The 18,940-nt window shown below is 75.1% G+C and carries 20 protein-coding genes; 15 read left to right on the top strand and 5 right to left on the bottom strand.

What is annotated here, in order from left to right; translation table 11 throughout:
- The first annotated feature begins 59 nt into the window (after positions 1–59).
- From P9841_RS10190 to P9841_RS10165, 6 genes are all read left to right on the top strand, one after another.
- A complete protein-coding gene (locus tag P9841_RS10190) occupies positions 60–605 on the top strand; it encodes an NINE protein (protein WP_283318580.1) in 546 nt (181 codons plus the stop codon).
- A 159-nt stretch (positions 606–764) separates the two neighbouring features.
- Entirely contained in the window at positions 765–1,802 is a 1,038-nt protein-coding gene (locus P9841_RS10185; RefSeq protein WP_283318579.1) for a LacI family DNA-binding transcriptional regulator, read from the top strand.
- 85 nt (positions 1,803–1,887) lie between these two features.
- Positions 1,888–3,183, top strand: coding sequence for an ABC transporter substrate-binding protein (locus P9841_RS10180; RefSeq protein WP_283318578.1), 1,296 nt, complete (start codon positions 1,888–1,890; stop codon positions 3,181–3,183).
- A 158-nt stretch (positions 3,184–3,341) separates the two neighbouring features.
- A complete protein-coding gene (locus tag P9841_RS10175; RefSeq protein ID WP_283318577.1) occupies positions 3,342–4,289 on the top strand; it encodes a carbohydrate ABC transporter permease in 948 nt (315 codons plus the stop codon).
- A gap of 1 nt (position 4,290) precedes the next feature.
- A complete protein-coding gene (locus P9841_RS10170) occupies positions 4,291–5,277 on the top strand; it encodes a carbohydrate ABC transporter permease (protein ID WP_283318576.1) in 987 nt (328 codons plus the stop codon).
- A gap of 1 nt (position 5,278) precedes the next feature.
- Positions 5,279–6,658, top strand: a complete 1,380-nt coding sequence (locus tag P9841_RS10165; RefSeq protein WP_283318575.1) for a glycoside hydrolase family 32 protein — start codon at positions 5,279–5,281, stop codon at positions 6,656–6,658.
- On the opposite strand, the gene P9841_RS10160 is transcribed toward P9841_RS10165, so the two are convergent.
- Positions 6,597–7,985: an MFS transporter gene (locus tag P9841_RS10160; protein ID WP_283318574.1), complete on the bottom strand. Its 1,389-nt coding sequence runs from the start codon at positions 7,983–7,985 to the stop codon at positions 6,597–6,599. The two genes, P9841_RS10165 and P9841_RS10160, sit on opposite strands and share 62 nt — an antisense overlap.
- 22 nt (positions 7,986–8,007) lie before the next feature.
- On the opposite strand from P9841_RS10160, the gene P9841_RS10155 reads away from it, so the two are divergent.
- On the top strand, positions 8,008–8,568 hold the full coding sequence (locus P9841_RS10155) for a TetR/AcrR family transcriptional regulator (RefSeq protein ID WP_283318573.1): 561 nt from the start codon (positions 8,008–8,010) through the stop codon (positions 8,566–8,568).
- 147 nt (positions 8,569–8,715) lie between these two features.
- Here P9841_RS10155 and P9841_RS10150 read toward each other — a convergent pair whose 3' ends face one another.
- Together P9841_RS10150 and P9841_RS10145 are read right to left on the bottom strand one after the other, a co-directional pair.
- Positions 8,716–9,783, bottom strand: coding sequence for a methyl-accepting chemotaxis protein (locus P9841_RS10150; protein ID WP_283318572.1), 1,068 nt, complete (start codon positions 9,781–9,783; stop codon positions 8,716–8,718).
- A gap of 215 nt (positions 9,784–9,998) precedes the next feature.
- Complete coding sequence (locus P9841_RS10145) at positions 9,999–11,000, bottom strand: LacI family DNA-binding transcriptional regulator (protein WP_283318571.1); 1,002 nt, start codon at positions 10,998–11,000, stop codon at positions 9,999–10,001.
- A gap of 167 nt (positions 11,001–11,167) precedes the next feature.
- Between P9841_RS10145 and P9841_RS10140 the strand changes: the two genes are divergently transcribed.
- The 4 genes from P9841_RS10140 (at position 11,168) to P9841_RS10125 (ending at position 15,522) form a co-directional block, all read left to right on the top strand.
- Positions 11,168–12,454, top strand: coding sequence for an ABC transporter substrate-binding protein (locus tag P9841_RS10140; RefSeq protein ID WP_283318570.1), 1,287 nt, complete (start codon positions 11,168–11,170; stop codon positions 12,452–12,454).
- Positions 12,455–12,524: 70 nt separating this feature from the next.
- Positions 12,525–13,469, top strand: a complete 945-nt coding sequence (locus P9841_RS10135; RefSeq protein WP_283318569.1) for a carbohydrate ABC transporter permease — start codon at positions 12,525–12,527, stop codon at positions 13,467–13,469.
- Positions 13,466–14,386, top strand: coding sequence for a carbohydrate ABC transporter permease (locus P9841_RS10130; RefSeq protein ID WP_283318568.1), 921 nt, complete (start codon positions 13,466–13,468; stop codon positions 14,384–14,386). Before P9841_RS10135 ends, P9841_RS10130 begins: the two co-directional genes overlap by 4 nt.
- A 38-nt stretch (positions 14,387–14,424) precedes the next feature.
- A complete protein-coding gene (locus tag P9841_RS10125) occupies positions 14,425–15,522 on the top strand; it encodes a glycoside hydrolase family 172 protein (protein ID WP_283318567.1) in 1,098 nt (365 codons plus the stop codon).
- Positions 15,523–15,645: 123 nt separating this feature from the next.
- Here the strand turns inward: P9841_RS10125 and P9841_RS10120 are convergent, their stop codons facing one another.
- Both P9841_RS10120 and P9841_RS10115 read right to left on the bottom strand, forming a co-directional pair.
- The gene (locus P9841_RS10120) at positions 15,646–16,062 is read right to left on the bottom strand and encodes a PIN domain-containing protein (protein ID WP_283318566.1); all 417 of its coding nucleotides are present in this window, start codon (positions 16,060–16,062) and stop codon (positions 15,646–15,648) included.
- Positions 16,047–16,307 carry a type II toxin-antitoxin system Phd/YefM family antitoxin gene (locus tag P9841_RS10115; protein WP_283318565.1) on the bottom strand — a complete coding sequence of 87 codons (261 nt, stop codon included), beginning with the start codon at positions 16,305–16,307 and terminating at the stop codon, positions 16,047–16,049. Before P9841_RS10115 ends, P9841_RS10120 begins: the two co-directional genes overlap by 16 nt.
- Positions 16,308–16,387: 80 nt before the next feature.
- On the opposite strand from P9841_RS10115, the gene P9841_RS10110 reads away from it, so the two are divergent.
- From P9841_RS10110 to P9841_RS10095, 4 genes are all read left to right on the top strand, one after another.
- Positions 16,388–16,684, top strand: a complete 297-nt coding sequence (locus P9841_RS10110; protein WP_283318564.1) for a DUF6412 domain-containing protein — start codon at positions 16,388–16,390, stop codon at positions 16,682–16,684.
- A 116-nt stretch (positions 16,685–16,800) separates the two neighbouring features.
- Positions 16,801–17,604 (top strand): membrane protein insertase YidC, encoded by an 804-nt coding sequence (yidC, locus tag P9841_RS10105; RefSeq protein WP_283318563.1) that lies wholly within the window; start codon positions 16,801–16,803, stop codon positions 17,602–17,604.
- 86 nt (positions 17,605–17,690) lie between these two features.
- Positions 17,691–17,972, top strand: coding sequence for a DUF3892 domain-containing protein (locus P9841_RS10100; protein WP_222171018.1), 282 nt, complete (start codon positions 17,691–17,693; stop codon positions 17,970–17,972).
- Positions 17,973–18,009: 37 nt separating this feature from the next.
- A complete protein-coding gene (locus P9841_RS10095; RefSeq protein WP_283318562.1) occupies positions 18,010–18,933 on the top strand; it encodes a pseudouridine synthase in 924 nt (307 codons plus the stop codon).
- Positions 18,934–18,940: the final 7 nt, after the last annotated feature.

The following is an 18,940-nucleotide window of genomic DNA, read 5'->3' as shown; positions in this document are numbered from 1 at the left end:
CCCACGACGGCCCGGGAATCCCGTCCGCGGGCGGCGCCCGCCGCGCTAGTGTCCGGCGCATGACGGACGAGCAGCAGCCCCCGCAGCCGGCCGAGGGCGCGCAGCCCGTCGGCGACCCGTACCCGACGCCGCAGGACCAGCCGCCGTACCCGGGGGCCGAGCCGTACGCCGCGCAGCAGCCGTACCCGGGGCAGGACCCGTACCCGGGCCAGGACCCGTACGCCGCGCAGCAGCCGTACCCGGGCGCCGTGCAGGCGTACGCCGCCGCGTACCCGCCGCCCGCGGCGCCGCTGTACGCGAGCCCGACCGCGCCGTACGGGGTGGACCCCGCGACCGGGCTGCCGTGGTCGGACAAGAGCCGCTCCACCGCGGGCCTGCTCCAGCTCCTGCTGCCGCTGGTCGGCGTGTGCGGCGTCGGGCGGCTCTACGCGGGGCAGACGGCGATCGGCCTGCTGCAGCTGCTGGGCTTCTTCCTCGGCGGGCTGCTCATGGTGGTGCTCATCGGGTTCGTCATCGCCCCGGCCGTGTGGCTGTGGGCCGTCGTCGACGGGATCGTCCTGCTGGCCTCCGGAGGTCGTGACCAGTACGGACGCCCGCTGCGCTGACCTCGCCCCCGGCGCCGCCCCGGCGGTGTCCGCCGCAGCCGCACGTCGTGTGCGCGGCGGTGGGTTGACACGGACCCGTCCGGTGGTTCATCGTTTTGGCACTCGGCTGACAAAACGGTTTGGCAGCCACGGACACGACGAAGTGGCGGTGAGCGGCCCGTGGCAGCACGCGTGAGCATCCGGGACGTCGCCGCCCGCGCCGGGGTGTCCGCGACGACGGTCTCGCACGTGCTCAACCGCACCCCCGGCACCCGCACGTCGGCCGGCACGCAGGAGCGCGTGCGCCGCGCCGCCGAGGAGCTCGGGTACTCCGCGAACGCCGTCGCGCGCACGCTGCGCACCCGCCGGTCCGACTCCGTGGGCTTCGTCGGCGACGAGATCGCGACCACCCCGTACGCCGGGGAGCTCATCGCCGGGGCGCAGGAGGTCATCCGCGCGCACGACGGCGTGCTGCTCGTGACGAACACCGAGTACGACGCCGAGCTGGAGGCCCGCGAGGTCCGCGAGCTGCTGGACCGGGAGGTCGACGGCGTGCTGTACGCCGCGATGTACCACCGGGTGGTCCAGGTGCCGCAGGGCCTCGCGGACGTGCCGGTCGTGGTGCTCAACGCCGAGGCCGCCGGGAGCACGCACTCGTGGGTCACGCCCGACGAGGTCGCCGGCGGCCGGGACGCAGCCGCGGTGCTGCTCGACGCCGGTCACCGCCGGCTGGCCATGATCAACGACGCCGACGACATCCCGGCCTCGCACGGACGCCCCGCGGGCTTCCGCGCCGCGTGCGCCGAGGCCGGGCGCCCCGCGCAGGACGTGGTCGTCGTCCCCAGCGAGCCGACCACGGACGCCGCGCGGCGCACCGCGACCGCCCTGCTGACCGGACCCGACCGCCCCACCGGCCTGTTCTGCTTCAACGACCGCATGGCGATGGGCGCCTACCTCGCGGCGCACGCCCTCGGGCTGCGCGTCGGCGTGGACGTCTCGGTCGTCGGGTTCGACGACATGCGGATCCTCACCGAGGCGATCGACCCGCCGCTGACGTCCGTCGCCCTCCCGCACCGGGAGATGGGCGCGTGGGCGGCGCAGCAGCTGTACCAGCAGATCTCCGCGCGCGACGAGGGCCACGAGCCCGAGGTGCGCACGGTCCGGCTCCGGGGTCCGGTCGTGCACCGGGCCTCCGTCGGAACGCCGCCCCGGGAATGACCCCGGGGCGGCGCCCCAGCGACGCGTTGCAGCGCGTCGCGGCACACCAGATGAACGACCATCCAGTGATCCGGAGGACCATTCCGTGTCTCGTCACACCGTCCGGCGCCTCGCAGCCGCCAGCGTAGCCGCCTGCTCCCTCGTCGCCCTGACCGCCTGCTCCTCCGGGTCGTCCGGCGGCAGCGGCGACGGCCCCACCACCATCGCCCTGTGGACCCACAACGGCGGCAACGACGCCGAGCTCGCCGCGAACCAGCAGATCGTCGACGACTTCAACGCGAGCCAGTCCGACTACCGCGTGGAGCTCGAGGCGTTCCCGCAGGCGTCCTACAACGACGCCGTCGTGGCCGCCGCGTCCGCCCGCAAGCTGCCGTGCGTGCTCGACATCGACGCCCCCAACGTCCCGAACTGGGCGTGGGCCGGCTACATCCAGCCGCTCGGGCTGCCCGACGACGAGCTCGACGGGCAGCTGCCCAGCACGATCGGCGAGGTGGACGGGGACGTGTACGCGTTCGGCCACTACGACGTCGCGCTGGCGTTCTTCACGCGCGCCTCGGCGCTCGAGGCGGTCGGCGCCCGCGTGCCCACCACCGACGACCCGTGGACCCGCGACGAGCTGGAGACGGTGCTCGACGACCTCCAGGCGACCGGGCAGTACGACTACCCCCTGGACCTCGGCACCGGCGGCACCGGCGAGTGGATCACCTACGCCTACTCGCCGTTCCTGCAGTCCGCCGGCGGCGACCTGGTCGACCGGGACGGCTACACCACGGCCGACGGCGTGCTGAACGGCGACGCCGCGCTCGACTGGGCGGGCTGGATGCAGGGCCTCGTCGCGGACGGCCACATCGCCGCGCGCTCCGGCGAGGACGCCACGGCCGACTTCGTCAACGGGAAGTCCGCGATCCTCTACAGCGGCTCGTGGGCGTACGACACGGTCACCGACGCGTTCGGCGACGACGCGGTGGTCATCCCGCCGGTCGACCTCGGCGAGGGCCCGGCCATCGGCGGCGGCTCCTGGCAGTGGGCGATGAGCGCGCAGTGCGAGGACGTCGACGGCGCGCGCGCCTACCTCGAGTTCAGCCACCAGGCCGAGTACGTGCAGGCGCTCGCGGAGGCGACGGGCACCATCCCCGCCACCGACGAGGCGGCCGCGGCGATGACGGACTACGCCGCCGGCGGCGCCAAGGAGGTGTTCCGGACGTTCTCGCAGGACTACGCGGTGGTGCGCCCGGTGACGCCCGCCTACCCGTACATCACGTCGGTGTTCCAGAAGGCGACGCAGGACATCCTGTCCGGCGGCGACCCGGCGACGATCCTCGACAAGGCCGTCTCCGACATCGACAACGACATCGCGCAGAACGGCGACTACGCCTTCTGACGCCCCGCGGCCGGCGCCCGCCGCCCGGCACCCCGTCGTCCCGGTCCGCCCGGGCGCCGGCCGCACCCCGTCGTCCCGCACCGCTGCTCCGAGCGGACGGCACCCCGACCCCCGCGCCGGCCTCCGCGCCGTCGCGCCCCACCCCGAAAGGTCCCGCCATGGCCCTCGCCACCGGAGCCGCGCGCCTGCGACCGCGGTCCGCCGCGCGCCGCCCGTCCCGCGGCGGCACGCGCACCAGCCGCGGGCACGAGGCACGCACCGCCGCCTGGATGGTGGCGCCCGCCGCCACCCTGCTGGTGGTGTTCCTCGTCGTGCCCGTGGTGCTCGCGTTCGTCCTCGCGTTCACCAACGCCCGGCTGATCTCCCCGCGGCCGGCCTCGTTCGTCGGGCTGCACAACTTCGCGACCCTCTGGGGCGACCCGGTGTTCTGGGCGTCGCTGCGCAACACCGTGGTGTTCGCCGCCGTGGTGGTGCCGGTGCAGGCCGGCCTGGCGCTGGTGCTCGCGCTGCTGGTCAACGCGAAGGTCCGCGGCACGAACATCTTCCGGACGCTGTACTTCGTGCCGGTCGTGACGTCGATGGTCGTGGTGTCGCTGCTGTGGCGGTTCCTGTACCAGAAGGACGGGCTGCTCAACGCGATGATCACGGTGGTCCACCCGTCGTACCAGCCGGTCGACTGGCTCAACGACACCCGCACCGCGCTGCCGGCGATCATCCTCATGTCCATCTGGCAGGCCGTCGGCTTCCACATGATCATCTGGCTGTCCGGCCTGCAGACGATCCCGGGCGAGCTCTACGAGGCCGGTGACCTGGACGGCGCCACCGGCTGGAAGCGGTTCCGGTACATCACGTGGCCGTGCCTCGCGGCGACCCGGACGTTCATCCTCATCACCATCACGATCGCCGCGCTGAGCCTGTTCACGCAGATCAACGTCATGACGCAGGGCGGGCCGCTGGACTCCACGACGACCGTCGTCTACATGGCCGTGCGCACCGGCTACCAGCAGCTCGCCACGGGCTACGCCTCGGCGATCTCCCTCGTCTTCTTCGTGCTGGTGCTCGTCGTGTCGGGCGTCCAGCGCTTCCTCACCCGGGACAAGGACTGACATGGCCACCGTCACGCCCCCGCACGCCACCTCGCCGGTGCCCGGCCCCGCCGCCGGGGACCTGGCGCCCGCCGCGCAGCCCGCCCCGGAGCCGCGCGCCCGCTCCGGCCGGCGGGCGGGCCGCCGCCGCGCCGCCTGGCTCACGCAGACCGGGCGGGTGCTGCTCGGCCTGGTGTTCGTCGGGCCGCTGCTGTTCCTGTTCGTGTCCTCGCTGAAGCCCGACCTGCAGATCTTCGCGGACCTCGGGTCCTGGCGGGCGTTCCTGCCGGTCGGGGACATCTCGCTGGACAACTACACGGCGGTGTTCGACCGGGTGCCGTTCGCCCGCCTGCTGCTCAACTCCATCGGCATCTCCGCGGTCACCGTGGCGCTCGGGCTCGTGATCAACTCGCTCGCCGCATTCGGACTCGCCCGGCTGCGGTGGCGCGGCAAGCAGCTCGTGCTCACCGCGATCATCGCGACGCTCATCGTGCCGTTCGAGACGCTGGCCCTGCCGCTCGTGTGGTGGGTGAACAAGCTCCCGAGCCTGCGCCTGGAGGGCTTCCACCTGGAGCTGACGCAGGGCTGGCTCGACACGTACCAGGTGCAGGTGATCCCGTTCCTGGCCAACGCGTTCTCGATCTACCTCTTCTACCAGTACTTCACGTCCATCCCGACGGAGCTCGACGAGGCCGCGCGGATGGACGGCGCCGGGTGGTTCCGCATCTACCGCCGCGTGGTGATGCCGCTGTCCGGCCCGGCGGTCGCCACCGTCGCGATCCTGACGTTCCTGCCCGCCTGGAACTCCTACCTGTGGCCCCTGATGGTCGTGCAGTCCGAGGAGCTGCGTCCCGTGATGATCGGCATCCAGTACTTCTTCCAGCTCAACGTGTCGTGGGGGCAGATCATGGCCTACGCCTCGATGATCACGCTGCCCGTCCTGGCGCTGTTCCTGGCGTTCCAGAAGGCGTTCATCGGGTCCATCGCGTCCTCGGGGGTGAAGGGCTGACATGACGATGCTCCCCGCCGCCGGCGACACGGCCGTCACGGACGCCGACGCGCAGCCGGCCCCGACGCCGCACCTGCGGCCCGCCTGGCACTTCACGACCGCCGACCGCTGGCTGAACGACCCGAACGGCCTGGTGCACGCCGACGGCGTCTACCACCTGTTCTTCCAGACCAACCCGCACGGGACGACCTGGGGCGACATCTCCTGGGGCCACGCCACGTCGGCGGACCTCGTGCACTGGACCGAGCACGGCACGGCGATCCCGGCGCAGGACGGCGAGATGGTGTTCTCCGGCTCCGCGGTGGTCGACCACGGGGGCACGGCGGGCTTCGGCGCGGGCGCGCTGGTCGCCGTGTGGACCGCGGCCCGGCCGGGCAACCAGTCGCAGGCGCTGGCGTGGTCGGGGGACGGCGGCCGGACGTTCGCCCGGTTCGAGGGCAACCCGGTGCTCGACATCGGGTCGGCCGAGTTCCGCGACCCGTACGTGCTGCGGTACGGCGACCACTGGGTCATGGCCGTCGTGGAGGCCGACCGGCAGCGCGTGGCGCTCTACACCTCGCCGGACCTGCGCGACTGGGCGCTCGCCTCGCACGTCGGCCCGGTCGGCGCGGTCGGCGGCGTCTGGGAGTGCCCGGCGCTGCTCCAGGTCCCGGTCGAGGGCGGCGCCCCTGGCGAGCGGGCCTGGGTGCTGCTGCTGTCGCTCAACCCGGGCGGCGCCACCGGGGGCTCCGGCATGCAGTACCTGGTGGGCGACTTCGACGGCACGACGTTCACCCCGGCGCCGCTGCGGGACGGCGCGCCGCGCTGGCTCGACCACGGCCACGACTACTACGCCGCGGTGGCGTGGAGCGACGCGCCGGACGGCCGGGCGCTGACGATCGGGTGGGCCTCGTCGTGGCAGTACGCCCGGGAGGTGCCGACGGCGCCGTGGCGCTCCTCGATGTCGCTGGCGCGGGAGCTCGCCCTGGTGCGGGTGGACGGCGAGGCGGTGCTGGTGCAGCGGCCGGTGCTGCCCGCCGACGCACCGGTGCACGCCGTCGGTCCCGCGCCGGGCGCCGTCCCGCTGGAGGGGCCGGCGGTCGTGGAGGTGGTGCTGCCGCGGGGCGGGCGCGTGGCGGTGCGGGACGAGACCGGGGGCGCGGTCCTGACGCTGGCGCTCGACGCCGAGGGGCTCGTCCTGACGCGCCCGGCGCCGGCCGCGGGCCTCGACCCGCACTTCACCGCGCCGGCGGTGGCGCCGGTGCCCGGCGACGGCCCGGTCGCGCTGCGCGTGGTGGTGGACGGCAGCGTGGTGGAGGTGTTCACCGCCGACGGGCGGGTCACGTTCTGCGAGCTGGTGCTGCCGGACGGCCCGCTCGCGGAGCTCGTGCTCGACGCCTGACGCCGTCCGCGGAACGGCCCGCCGCCGCGCCCTCGTCGCCCGCCCGCCGGGTGACGAGGGCGGCCCCGGCGACGACGACGGCGGCCGCGAGGAACGTCGGCCGCGGGCCCCACCCGCCGACGAGCGCACCGGCGGCCGCCGAGCCCGCGCCCTGGCCGAGCACCAGCACGACGAACAGCATCGACGTCCCGGAGGGCGCCCGGCCGGGGTCGAGCCGGACGGTCCACGCGATGAGGGCGCCGGTCGCGGCGGTGTAGCCCCAGCCGAAGACCGCGGCGGCGGCGAGGGCCGGGCCGGTGGCGCCCGGCACGAGGGCGAACGCGGCCGTGGCGGCGGCGACCGCGAGCACCGTCACCCCCCACGCGGTGCGCGGTCCGGCGGCCGTGAGCGGGCGGGCGGTCCCGATGACCGCCGCGCCGCCCGCCCCGACGGCGATCCACGCCGCGACCGAGGCGGTGGGACCCGCGCCGGCCTCGACCAGCAGGGACCGGCCGTACGTCCAGACCGCGGCCGAGCCGGCCCCGAGCAGCAGGGCGGCGACGAGCAGGCGGCGGTGGGCGGCGAACCAGGCGGTGGGCGGCAGGGCGGAGACGAGGCGCCTCGCCGGGGCGGTGCCGCCTGCCGGGCGGGCGTGGGCGCTCGCCGCTTCGTCGCCCGACGTCGCGCGGGCGGCGCCCTCGGCGCCCCCGGCGCCCTCGGCTCGCTCGGGGCCGTCTCGGGGCGCGCGGTCGGAGCGCTCGTCCCCGCGGTCGAGCGCGAGCACGAGCGCCCCGGCCGCGGCCGTCACGACGGCGACGACGCCCCACGCCAGCCGCCAGTCCGGCAGCACGACCAGCGCGAGCACGCCCGCGGCCACCAGCCCCGGCCCGGTGCCGGCGTTGACGACGGCCTGCGCGCGGTCGGCGGCGGCCGGGGGGACGTGGCCCGCCACGACCTGCACCAGCGCGGGGGAGGCGAACCCCGCGCCGGCCGAGCTGAGCACCGCCGCCGCCGCGAACCCCCCGGCCGTGGGCGCCAGCGCCATCCCCGCGGCCCCCGCGCCGGCGGTCAGCGCCGCCGCCGCGACGAGCGCCCGCCGGTGGGAGCCGGCCGCCACGAACCCGGTCACGGCGGCGAGGCAGTACGCGAGCGACGCACCGAGCGCGGCCCGGCCGGCGGCGGCGTCGTCCAGCGCCAGCTCCGCCTGGACGTCGGGCAGCACGAGCCCGTAGGCGAGCCGGGTCAGGCCGTAGGTCGCGGCGATCAGCCCGGTGCCGGCGGCGAGCAGCGCGGCGCGGCGGGCGGGGGGCGGGAGCGGCGGAGGCCGAAACGAAAACGAACGTTTCACTTCTTGAGCATAGGCTGGGGCGGTGCGCGCCACCACCGAAGCCCGGCTGCTCGACGCGGCGGAGGAGCTGTTCTTCTCCCGCGGCATCGCCGCCACGCCCGTCGACGCCGTCCTCGCCCGCGCCGGGGCGTCGGCCGCGACGCTGTACCGCGGCTACCCCACCAAGGAGGCGCTGGTGGCCGCTGCGCTCGACCGCCGGCACCGCGACTGGGTCGCGACGTGGGACGCGTGCGTCGAGCGGCAGCCCGACGACGAGGGCCGGCTGCTCGCGGTGTTCGACGCCCTCGACGCGTTCCGCTCCGGCCCGCGCGGCGCGCGGTGGTGCGCGTTCCTCGGGGCGGCCGCGGAGCACGCCGACGAGTCGGCCGAGGTCGCCGCCGCGGTGCGCACGGACACCGAGACCCTGCGGTCCCGGCTCACCGCGCTCGCGGAGCCGGTCGTCGGCCCGGACGCCGCGGCGCTCGCCGAGGAGCTGCTGCTGGTCGTCTCGGGCGACCTCGCGATGCGCCTGCGGGACCCGGGCCACAGGACCGCGCTCGCCCGCGAGGTCGCCCGGGCCCTGGTCGCGCGCCGCCGCGCCTGACGCCCGCCCGAGCCCGCCCGAGCCTGCTCGAGCCCGCCCGAGCCTGCTCGAGCCCGCCCGGCCGCCGTCGAGGTTGCAGCAGATGCGGGTTTCCGGGCCGCGAACCCCGCACCTACTGCACTCTCGACGGCTGCCCGGCGCGCGCGCTCAGGCCTGGAACAGCTCCTCGAGCCGCGTCGCCCGCCCGGAGACGAAGTCCGCCGAGGACCGCAGCCCGTCGACCGCGCGCGCCGTGGCCGCGGCGGCCTCCGCGACGCTGCCGACGTCCCGGCTCATGCCGTCGGCGACCGCCGACTGCTCCTGCACGGCGGCCGCGATGCCGGCCTGCCGCTCCCGGACGTCCTCGATCTGCGTGACGATCTCGCCGATGGCCTGGGTGGCGTGCGCGGTGGTCTCGGTGATGGCGTCGACCATGCCCGTGATCTCGTCGGTCGCCTCGTGCGTGCGGTCGGCGAGCGACTTCACCTCACCGGCCACCACCGCGAAGCCCCGGCCCGACTCGCCGGCCCGGGCCGCCTCGATGGTCGCGTTGAGCGCCAGCAGGTGCGTCTGCTCGGCGATGGACGTGATGAGGCGGCTGACGGTGCCGATGCGCTCGACGACCTCGGTGAGCGCCGCCAGGCGGTGGCTCGCGGTGGACGCCGACTCGACCGCCCGGGCCGTCCCGGCGGACGCGGCCGTGGAGCCCGACGCGATCTCGTGGATGCTGGCCGACATCTGCTCGGACGCGGCGGCCACCGACGCGGCACGGCCGGACACCCCGTCGGCGTCGTCGGCCAGCCGCTGGGCGAGCGCGGTGAGCGTCGACGCCGACCCGGTGAGCTCGTCGGCGACCTCCACGGTGGTGCGCCGCTGCACGTGCTGGTCGGTGACGTCGTCCCACACGCCGACGAAGCCCTCCGGCAGCCGGTCGAGGACGACGCGGAGCTCCACCGACCCCGAACCGACCGGCACCGAGGTGATGGTGGTGACGGGGAACTGCCGGCAGTCCCGGATGGTCTCGGCGAGCCGGACGCGCAGCGCCTCCATGACGTGCTTCCCGTGCTGGGCGACGATCCGCTGCGCGAGCACGTCGCCGGCGCGGTTGCGCTGGACGATGGTGCCGCTGTCGTCCGCGACGATCAGCGGGGCCGGCAGCGCGTCGAGCACCGCCTGGGCCCCGATGCGGGCGACGAGGGGGGCGACGCCGTCGGCGGCGGCCTGACGACGGAACACGCGCATGACCTTCTCCTCTGCGAGCGGGATGCCTGGTGCATCGACCGCCGCCGGGGCCTGCTGACGGGTTCGGCCTGGTCGGCGGCCGGATCGGGACCTCGGTCCTGCTGCACCCGGGTGGCGGGCACCCGCGTCCGGGTGGCGGCCCCGGGCGGGCGGGTGAACGGCGGACCGTCCGGGGGCGCCGCGGCGGAGGACCTCCGTGCCGGCGCGCGTCAGGGCGCGGGGATCTCCCCGGAGCCCCGGGGGATCAGCGTCGTGCGCAGCCGCACGCCCTCGAGCACGGCGTCCGGCCGGGCGAGCTGGTCCAGCAGCAGCCGCGCGGCGCTGCGGCCGACGGCCACCGGGTCCTGCGCGACCACGGTCAGCCCCGGCTCGACGAGGTCGGCGAGCTCGACGTCGTCGAACCCGACCAGGGCGACGCGGTGCTGGACGCCGGCGCGGTGCAGGGCGCGGACGGCGCCGATCGTGGTGCCGTCGCGGCCGGTGACGACGGCGGTCGGGGGGTCGGGCAGGGCGAGCAGCTCCAGCACCGTGGCGGACGCGGCCTCGGGGGTCTCGACGTCGGTGCGCACGAGGGCCGGGTCGGCGGGGATCCCGTGCTCCCGCAGCCCGTCGAGGAACCCGGCGTGCCGCTCGCGCATGGTGGCGGAGCGCAGGTCGGTGACGTACGCGATGCGCCGGTGGCCGTGGGCGACGAGGTGGGACACGGCCTGGTGCGTGCCGCCGCGGCCGTCGGACAGCACGGCGGGCGCGGCGATGCCGTCCGCGGGCCGGTCGACCAGCACGACGGGGATGCCCTGGCGTCGCGCGACGGCGAGGTACGACTGGTCGCCGGGCGGCGGGGCGACCACCAGGCCGTCCACCTGCCGGGACCGGAGCTCCTGCACCAGGTCGGCCATCCGCTGGGGGTCCTCGTCGGTGCTGGCGGCGAGCACCAGCGACCCGCGCTCCCGCACGGCGTCCTCGATCTCGCGGTGGAGCTGGGCCTGGAACGGGTTGGCGACGTTCTCGATGACCAGCCCGACGGTCCACGTGGGGCCGCCGCGGCGCCGGAGGGTGGAGGCGGCGTGGTTGCGGGTGTAGCCCAGGGCGGCGACGGCCTGCTGGACGCGGGCCGCCGCGTCGGCGCCGACGTTGCCGGTGCCGTTCACGACGCGCGAGGCCGTCATGGGGCTCACGCCGGCCAGGCGCGCCACGTCCTTGATCGTCGTCACCGCTGCTCCCTCGCTGGTCGGAGGTCACGTTACCAAACCGCAACGTGCCGCGGGCGACGTTCCTGCTAGACGCATCGCGAGGCCGGAGGTAGCGTTACCACCGCTGCAACCCGGGTCACGGCGGGCGGTGGCACGGCACACAGTCAGCGACGACGTGGGAGGAAGCTGTGACACGAACGAGGCTCCGGGTGGCCGGCGCGGCCGTGGCGGTCCTGGCAGGTGGCGCGCTCGCCGCCTGCGGTGGCGGATCGGGCGGCGACGACTCGACCTTCACGATCCTGCAGTACGAGACGACGTCCACCGCGCAGTACAAGGGGTGGCAGCTCGCGCTCGAGATGTTCCAGGAGGCGCACCCCGACGTCGACGTCGAGTTCGCCTCCACGAGCTTCGACTCCATCCGCTCCAACGCGAAGATCCTGCTCACCGGGGACGACGTGCCCGACGTGATGCAGTTCAACACGGGCAACGCCGACGGCGGGCAGCTCGCCGCGCAGGGCCTGCTCGACCCGCTCACCGACGTGGTCGAGGAGAACGGCTGGGACGACACCATCACGGGCTCGGTCGCGGCGCTCGCGAAGTACGACGAGAACGGCCACGCCGGCTCCGGCGACTGGTACGGCGTCCCGAACATCGCGTCGTTCTTCACGTTCTACTACAACGCGGACCTGCTGGCGGAGCACGGCTTCGACGCCCCGCCGCAGACGATGGCCGAGCTCGAGGACATGTTCGACGCGTTCCTCGCGGACGGCGTCACGCCCGTCTCCAGCAACGCCGGCGAGCACGCCGTGCTCCAGACCTGGTGGCAGCTCGTCTCGGGCGACGCCGACCGGCAGGAGATCGACGACTTCATCTTCCTGCAGGGCGAGCCCGACGTGACGTCCGGGGCGTTCGCGTCCGGCACGGAGCGGCTCCAGGAGTGGATCGAGAAGGGCTACCTCGGCACGCAGCTCGCCGGGATCAAGGCCGACGAGATGGAGCGGGCGTTCATCGCCGGGGAGTTCCCCTTCATGGCCAACGGCACCTGGTCGTTCTCCCGGGTCGCCGAGGAGGCCGACTTCGAGTGGGGCACGTTCACGTTCCCGGGGGCGGCGCTCAACGCCGGCGCGTCCGGCCACCTGTGGGGCGTCCCGGCGAGCTCCCAGCACAAGGACCTCGCGTACGACTGGATCGCCACGACCCTGTCCCCCGAGGTGCAGAACGAGATCGCCGCGCAGGGCGGCATCCCCGTCGCCGGTGACACCGCCGCGATCGAGGACCCGCGCATGCGGGACATGAACGAGCAGTTCGACGCCATCAAGGCCGCCGACGCCCTGTCGTTCTACCCGGACTACCCGGTGCCCGGCCTGCTCGACTTCCAGATGAGCGGGCTGCAGGGCATGACGAACGGGTCGACGGACGCCGCGGGCTTCCTGGCCGGGCTCCAGGACTTCTACGACTCCGGCAAGGACTCCTGACCCGCCCGCGCCACGCGCACGGCCCGGGCCGGCACGACGCCGGCCCGGGCCCCCACTCCGGGAGACACGCATGACAGCCACCACCCCGCCGCGCGCGCGGCCCCGCCCCGCACCGGCGCCCCGGCCGCGGCGACCCGTCAGCTACTGGGCCTACCTGCTGCCGATGGGCGTCGGGTTCGGCCTGGTCGTCCTCGTCCCGTTCGCCGTGAACGTCTGGTACAGCCTCTTCAGCTGGAAGGGCGGCGCCGCCCCGCGCACCTGGGTCGGGCTCGAGAACTACCGCGAGCTCATGCAGGACGACGTGTTCTGGCGCTCGTTCGGCAACACGCTCTACCTCATCGGCGCTGTCGCCGTGGTGCCCACCGTGATCGGCCTCGTGCTCGCGGCGCTGCTGTTCGACCACATCGGGCGCAGCTTCGGGGCCCGGGCGGCGTCGGTGCTGCGGGCGGCGTACTACCTGCCGCAGATCCTGCCCATCGCCGTGGCCGGCGTGCTCTGGAGCTGGATCCTCGAGACCCGCGACGGCGCGCTCAACTCGGTGCTGCGCTCGCTCGGCGTCACGACGCTCCCCGACTGGCTCGGCGACCCCGGCATCGCGCTCTGGTCGATCATGCTCATGCTGGTCTGGCTGCAGATCGGCTACCCGGTCGTGGTGCTCATGTCGGCGCTCCAGCGGGTCGACCCGGAGCTTTATGAGGCGGCGGAGCTCGACGGCGCCGGCTGGTGGCGCCGGTTCCGCGCGATCACCGTGCCGCACATCCGCACCGACATCTACGTGGTGGTGCTCACCGCCACGATCGGCGCGATGAAGCTGTTCGCCCCCGTGCTCATCCTCACCAGGGGCGGCCCGGAGAGCTCGACCTACGTGCCGTCGTTCTTCTCCTACCGGAACTTCTTCGAGCTGTCCCGCGTCGGCTACGGCGCCGCGTCCGCCACGGTGCTCGCCGTGGTGATCGGCCTCGTCGCCGGGGGCCTCATCTTCTGGCAGGCGCGATCCGTGGAGGCCGACCGATGACGACGACCACCGCCGCCGCCCCGGTGCGCCGGCCCGACCCCGCCCGGCGCCGGGACGGGCGCCGCCGCCGGTCCCGCGACCGCCGCCTGTCCGTCGCCCTGCTCGGGCAGCGCTGGCTGGTGCTGCTGCTCGCCGTGGTCGTCGGCGTGGGGATGCTGCTGCCGTTCTACCTGCTGGTCACGAACGCGTTCAAGACCGGCGCGGACTACTCGCGCCGCGGCCCGCTCGCGCTGCCGCAGGAGTGGACCCTGTCGGCGTTCGAGCGCTACCTGTCGAGCGTCGACTACCCGCAGCTGCTCGCGAACTCCGTGCTCATCGCGGGCGTCGTCGCGGTCGGCGGGGTGGTGCTGGCGATGCTCAGCGCGTACGCCCTCGGCATCGGGAGGGTGCGCGGCCGCACGTGGGTGGTGTTCGTGCTGCTGCTCGCGACGATCCTGCCGCAGGAGGCCCTGATCTACCCGCTCTTCTCCGGCGCGCAGGCGGTCGGGCTGCAGAACTCGGTCTGGTCGGTCGTCATCATCTTCGTGGTGCTGCAGGCGGCCTTCGGCACCTACCTGCTGAGCTCGGTGCTCGGGACGTTCCCGCACGAGATGCTCGAGGCCGCCCGCGTCGACGGCGCCAACCGCTGGGTGCTGCTGACCCGCATCGTCACCCCGATCATGCGCCCGACCATGTCGGTGCTGCTGGTGTTCTTCTTCGTCTGGACGTGGAACGAGTTCTTCATCCCGATGATCATGCTCATCACGCCGAAGGCGCAGACCATCCCGATCGCGCTGGCGGCCCTCAAGGGCCAGAACACCCTCGACGTCACCCAGCTCGCGGCGGCGTCCCTGCTGTCGCTGCTGCCGACGCTCGTCTTCTTCGTCCTGTTCCAGCGGACCCTCACGCGCGGCGTCACCGCCGGGGCCGTGAAGTGACCGCGCCCGTCCCGTCCCCGACCCCCAGGAGCTCCGCCGTGCCCCTCGCCACGCCCGCCTACGCCGTCCTCGACGGGACCCGCACCCGGTCGCTGAGCGCCGAGAACCCCACCGGTGCCCCGGGCGCCGGGGGCTCGGCCGCGTCCGCGCTCGGGCCCGGTCGCAAGGGCCGGCCGTGCGTGCCCGTGCCGGCCGGTGAGGCGCTGACCATCGCGGACATCGAGGGCCCCGGCGTCATCCGGCACCTGTGGTTCACGCTGCCGCGCGACACGGAGGCCGGGCCGTACGTGCTGCGGGACCTCGTGCTCCGCATGACGTGGGACGACGCGGACGAGCCGGCCGTCGAGGTGCCGTTCGGGGACTTCTTCTGCAGCGGGTTCGCCACCGCGTCCGTCATGACGTCCGAGGCCGTGGTCGTCGCACCGAACGGCGGGTTCAACTGCTACCTGCCGATGCCGTTCCGGCGGCGGGCGCGCATCGAGCTCGTCAACCAGCACGCCGGGGACATCCCCTACGTGTTCTACGAGGTGTCGTACTCGCTGGACGACGACCTGGGCGACGACGTCGGCTACCTGCACGCCGCGTGGCGCCGCTCCGACCCCGCCGCGCCGCGGGGCACCGACCACGTCGTGCTCGACGGGGTGACCGGCCGCGGGGCGTACGTCGGCACCTACATCGGCGTCACCGCCCTCGAGCGGTTCTGGTGGGGCGAGGGCGAGATGAAGTTCTTCGTCGACGACGACACCGACCTGCCGACCATCTGCGGCACCGGCGTGGAGGACTACGTCGGCGGCGCGTGGGCGTTCCAGGACCACCTCGGCGCGGTCCCCGTGCCCCGCGCGCAGACCTTCAGCTCGGCGTACCTCGGCTACCACCAGCGGATCGTCGAGGACGGCACCGCGCACTCGCCGTACGACACGACGATGCCGCCGAGCCACGGCATGTACCGCTGGCACCTGCCCGACCCGATCCGGTTCGCCACCGGGCTGCGCGTCACGCTCCAGCAGATCGGCGACCGCGGCGGACGCCTGTTCGAGCGGGCGGACGACGTCTGCACGACGGCGTACTGGTACCAGGACACGCCGGGCGGCGCCCGCGAGCCGCTGCCGCCCGCCCCGCTGCGCGAGCCGCGCTGAGGCCCGGCGGTCACCGACCCGCGCCGGACGCGGCGCGGCGCGTGCCCGGGGTCCCCCGTGACGGGCCCCGGGCACGCGTGTGCCCGGGGCAGGTCGGCGGGCGGCGGGTCAGCGCGCGGCGGGTCAGCGGGCGGCTGCGTCCGCCGCGGCGAGGTAGCGGACGGCCGGCAGCTCCCCGAACCGGGCGCGGGCGTCCGTCGAGAGCACGGTGCGGTCGTGCTCGACGGCGGTGGCCGCGATGATCAGGTCGTGCGCCCTGCGGCGCCGGCCGGTCCGGCGCGTGTGCGCGAGCAGGCGGCCGTGCAGGGCCGCGGTGGCCTCGGTGTAGTCGAGCACCGGGATCGTCGCGGTGACCGCGTCCAGGACCGCGCGCCGGGAGGCCGCGCGCGCGGGGGAGTCGGCGAGCTCGACGCCCGTGCGGAACTCGGCGATCGTGACGGCGGCGACGGCCAGGTCGTCGTCGGCGAGGGCCGCCCGGTCGAGCGTGCCGCGCTCGAACGCGATCAGGGCGCCCGTGTCGAGGATCAGGCGTCGCGCCACGGGTCGCCCTCGTCGGGGGTGAGCAGGTCCGTCGCCGCGTGCACGTCGGACTCGAACGCCTCGTCGAGGGCGGCGTCGGCCGCGTCGAGCGCGCGCGCGAGCGATCGTCCCGTCGCCGTCGTGACGGGACGCAGCTCGGCCACGGGGTGGCCGCCGCGCGTGATCGTGATGACGTCGCCGTGCTCCACCGCGTCGAGCGCCGCGGCGAACCCCCGCGAGATCGTCGTCGCTGTCATCGTCCGCATGGCTCGCATCCTATCTGATTATCTGATCGGGCGACCGGCTACCCTGGTCGCACCAGCACCTCCGGACGAGAGGAACCCCGGTGGGAGACGCCCTGCCCGTCGTCGAGCTGCTGCGCGACGCCGTGGTGTCGCTGGCGCTCCTCCTCGGGGCGGGCACGCTGACGAGCACGTTGGTGCTCGCCGGTGCCACCACCCTCGCGGTCGCGGTCGCGACGGCGCTGCTGGCCCGCGGGCTGCGCGGCCTCGTGCTCGACGTCGCCGCGGTCCCCGCCGGGCACGTCCGCGCGACGGCCGACGCCGGGCCCTCGACGGCGCAGAGCGACCCCGACGCCCCGGGGCGGCCCCGTCCCCGGGCACCCGGCCTGCTCCTCGGCTGACCCACCCGTCCCGAGGCTCTCTCCACCCGACACCGCGCAGCGCGCGGTGACCGGTCGCCCGCGCGCACGGGTCGGTCGGCGGACGCGTACCCGCCCGTCACGACCGAGGACCCACCATGGACCTGCTCTCCCTGCCCCCCGTCGCCGCCGTGCTCGACACGGCCTACCGCGCCCTCATGGGCCTGACCCACCTGCTCGAACCCCTCGCCGGCAGCGGTGCCGCGGCCGCCGCCGTCGTGCTCGTGACCCTGCTCGTGCGCGCCGCGCTCGTCCCCGTCGGCGTCTCGCAGGCGCGCGCGGAGCAGACCCGGGCCCGTCTCGCGCCCCGGCTCGCGGAGCTCCGGCGGCGGCACAGCCACCAGCCCGAGAAGCTCCAGGCCGCGACGCTGCAGCTCTACGCCGACGAGGGCACGACGCCGTTCGCCGGGTGCCTGCCGGTGCTCCTCCAGGCGCCGGTGGTCGGCGTGATCTACGCGGTGTTCGTCCACCCGCGGCTCGCCGGGCACCCGAACGCCCTGCTGGGCGAGACGCTGGCCGGCGTGCCGCTCGGGTCGAGCCTCGTGGGCGTCCTGGGCGGTGGTGGCGCGTCGGCGGCGACCCTGCTCGTCCTCGGCGCCGTCGTCGCGGCCGTCGCGGCGGTGGGTGAGCTCAGCCGGCGGGCGGCGCGACCCGGGGGGCCGCTGGCGCCGCCGGCACCCGAGACCGGGGCGGGCACGCCCGCGGGACCGCTCGCCGGCCCCGGCACGCAGCGGCTGCTGGGGATGCTCCCGCTGACGACGGCCGTGGTCGCGTGCGTGGTGCCGCTCGCGGCCGGCCTGTACCTGCTCGTGACGGTCGCGTGGACGTACGTCCAGCGCCGCGTGCTGCGCCGCCGGTACCCGCTGCCGCCGGCACCGCCCGCGCGCCCGGCCACGGACTGAAGTCCCTTCCGGGTGCCGTGCGGGCGGCGGGACGCTGGGCCAGGGCGCAGCGTCGCGCCCCAGCCGGTGGTCGAGGAGAACGCGCCATGAGCATCCGCATCACCCACATCCGCCTGTCCGACGGGGTCCGGGACCACGAGCACATCACCGATGTGCAGTGGACCAGCCTGGAGGACAACGACCACGGCGTGAGCCCCCGCGCCGCCGTGGTGAAGTGGATCGACACCGAGGGCGGCCACGCCTACGTCGGGCAGGGCCCGTCCTCGGTGCGCGTCACGACGGTGCACCCGGCCTTCGGGGCCGCGCACCTGCGGACGTGGGCGGACGGCGCGTGGACGGACAACCTCCTGGAGCTCCAGGAGTTCTGAGCGTCCGGCGCGGCGGGCGGCCTCGTACCATCACCGGGTGCCGCCCCGCTCGCCCCTGCCCCCGCGCCACGGCCTGGGGGCGGCGTGGGTCCGGACCCCGGACCGCGCGCGCGACCGGGTGGACCCGTGGCCGACGATGGGCGCCTGGCTGCGCGACCGCCTGCCCGAGCACGTCGACGTGCCCGGGATGCTGGCCTCGGGGGCGTTCGTCGGCGAGGACGGCCGGCCCGTGCGCGCGGACGACCCGTACGCGCCGCACCGGTTCGTGTGGTTCCACCGGGAGCTGCGCGACGAGCCGCCGGTTCCGGGCGCCGTCCACGTCGTGCACCGGGACGAGCGCCTGGTGGTGGTCGACAAGCCCCCGTTCCTGTCCTCGATCCCCCGGGGCCGGCACGTGCGCGAGAGCGTGGTGGTGCGGCTGCGCGAGGAGCTCGGCCTGCCGGAGCTGTCGCCGCTGCACCGGCTGGACCGCGTGACGTCCGGCCTGCTGCTGCTCAGCACCGAGCGGCGGTGGCGCGGCGCCTACCAGACGCTGTTCGAGCACCGCGCCGTCGCCAAGACCTACCGCGCCCTGGCGCCCCTGCGGCCGGACCTCGCGCTGCCCGTCGTGGTGCGCGACCACCTGCGCAAGGAGCGCGGCCGGTGGCAGGCGGAGGTGGTGCCCGGCGCGCCGCCGAACGCCGAGACCCTGGTCGAGCTCGAGTCCGAGGTGGACGGGCGGGGCGTCTACCGGCTGACACCGCGCACCGGCCGGACGCACCAGCTCCGGGTGCACCTGCTGGGGCTCGGCATCCCGATCGTCGGCGACCCGCTGTACCCCGAGGTGCTGGACGTGCCGGTCGACGACTTCTCCCGGCCGCTCCAGCTGCTCGCCGCGGAGGTGGCGTTCACCGACCCGGTCGACGGGTCGGCGCGCCGGTTCGCGTGCGTGCGCCGGCTGCCGCTGGCCGCGGAGGGCTGACGGGGCC

The organism is Cellulomonas sp. ES6, from assembly GCF_030053835.1.
Taxonomy (GTDB): domain Bacteria; phylum Actinomycetota; class Actinomycetes; order Actinomycetales; family Cellulomonadaceae; genus Cellulomonas.
This window is presented reverse-complemented; position numbering and strand designations above follow the sequence as displayed.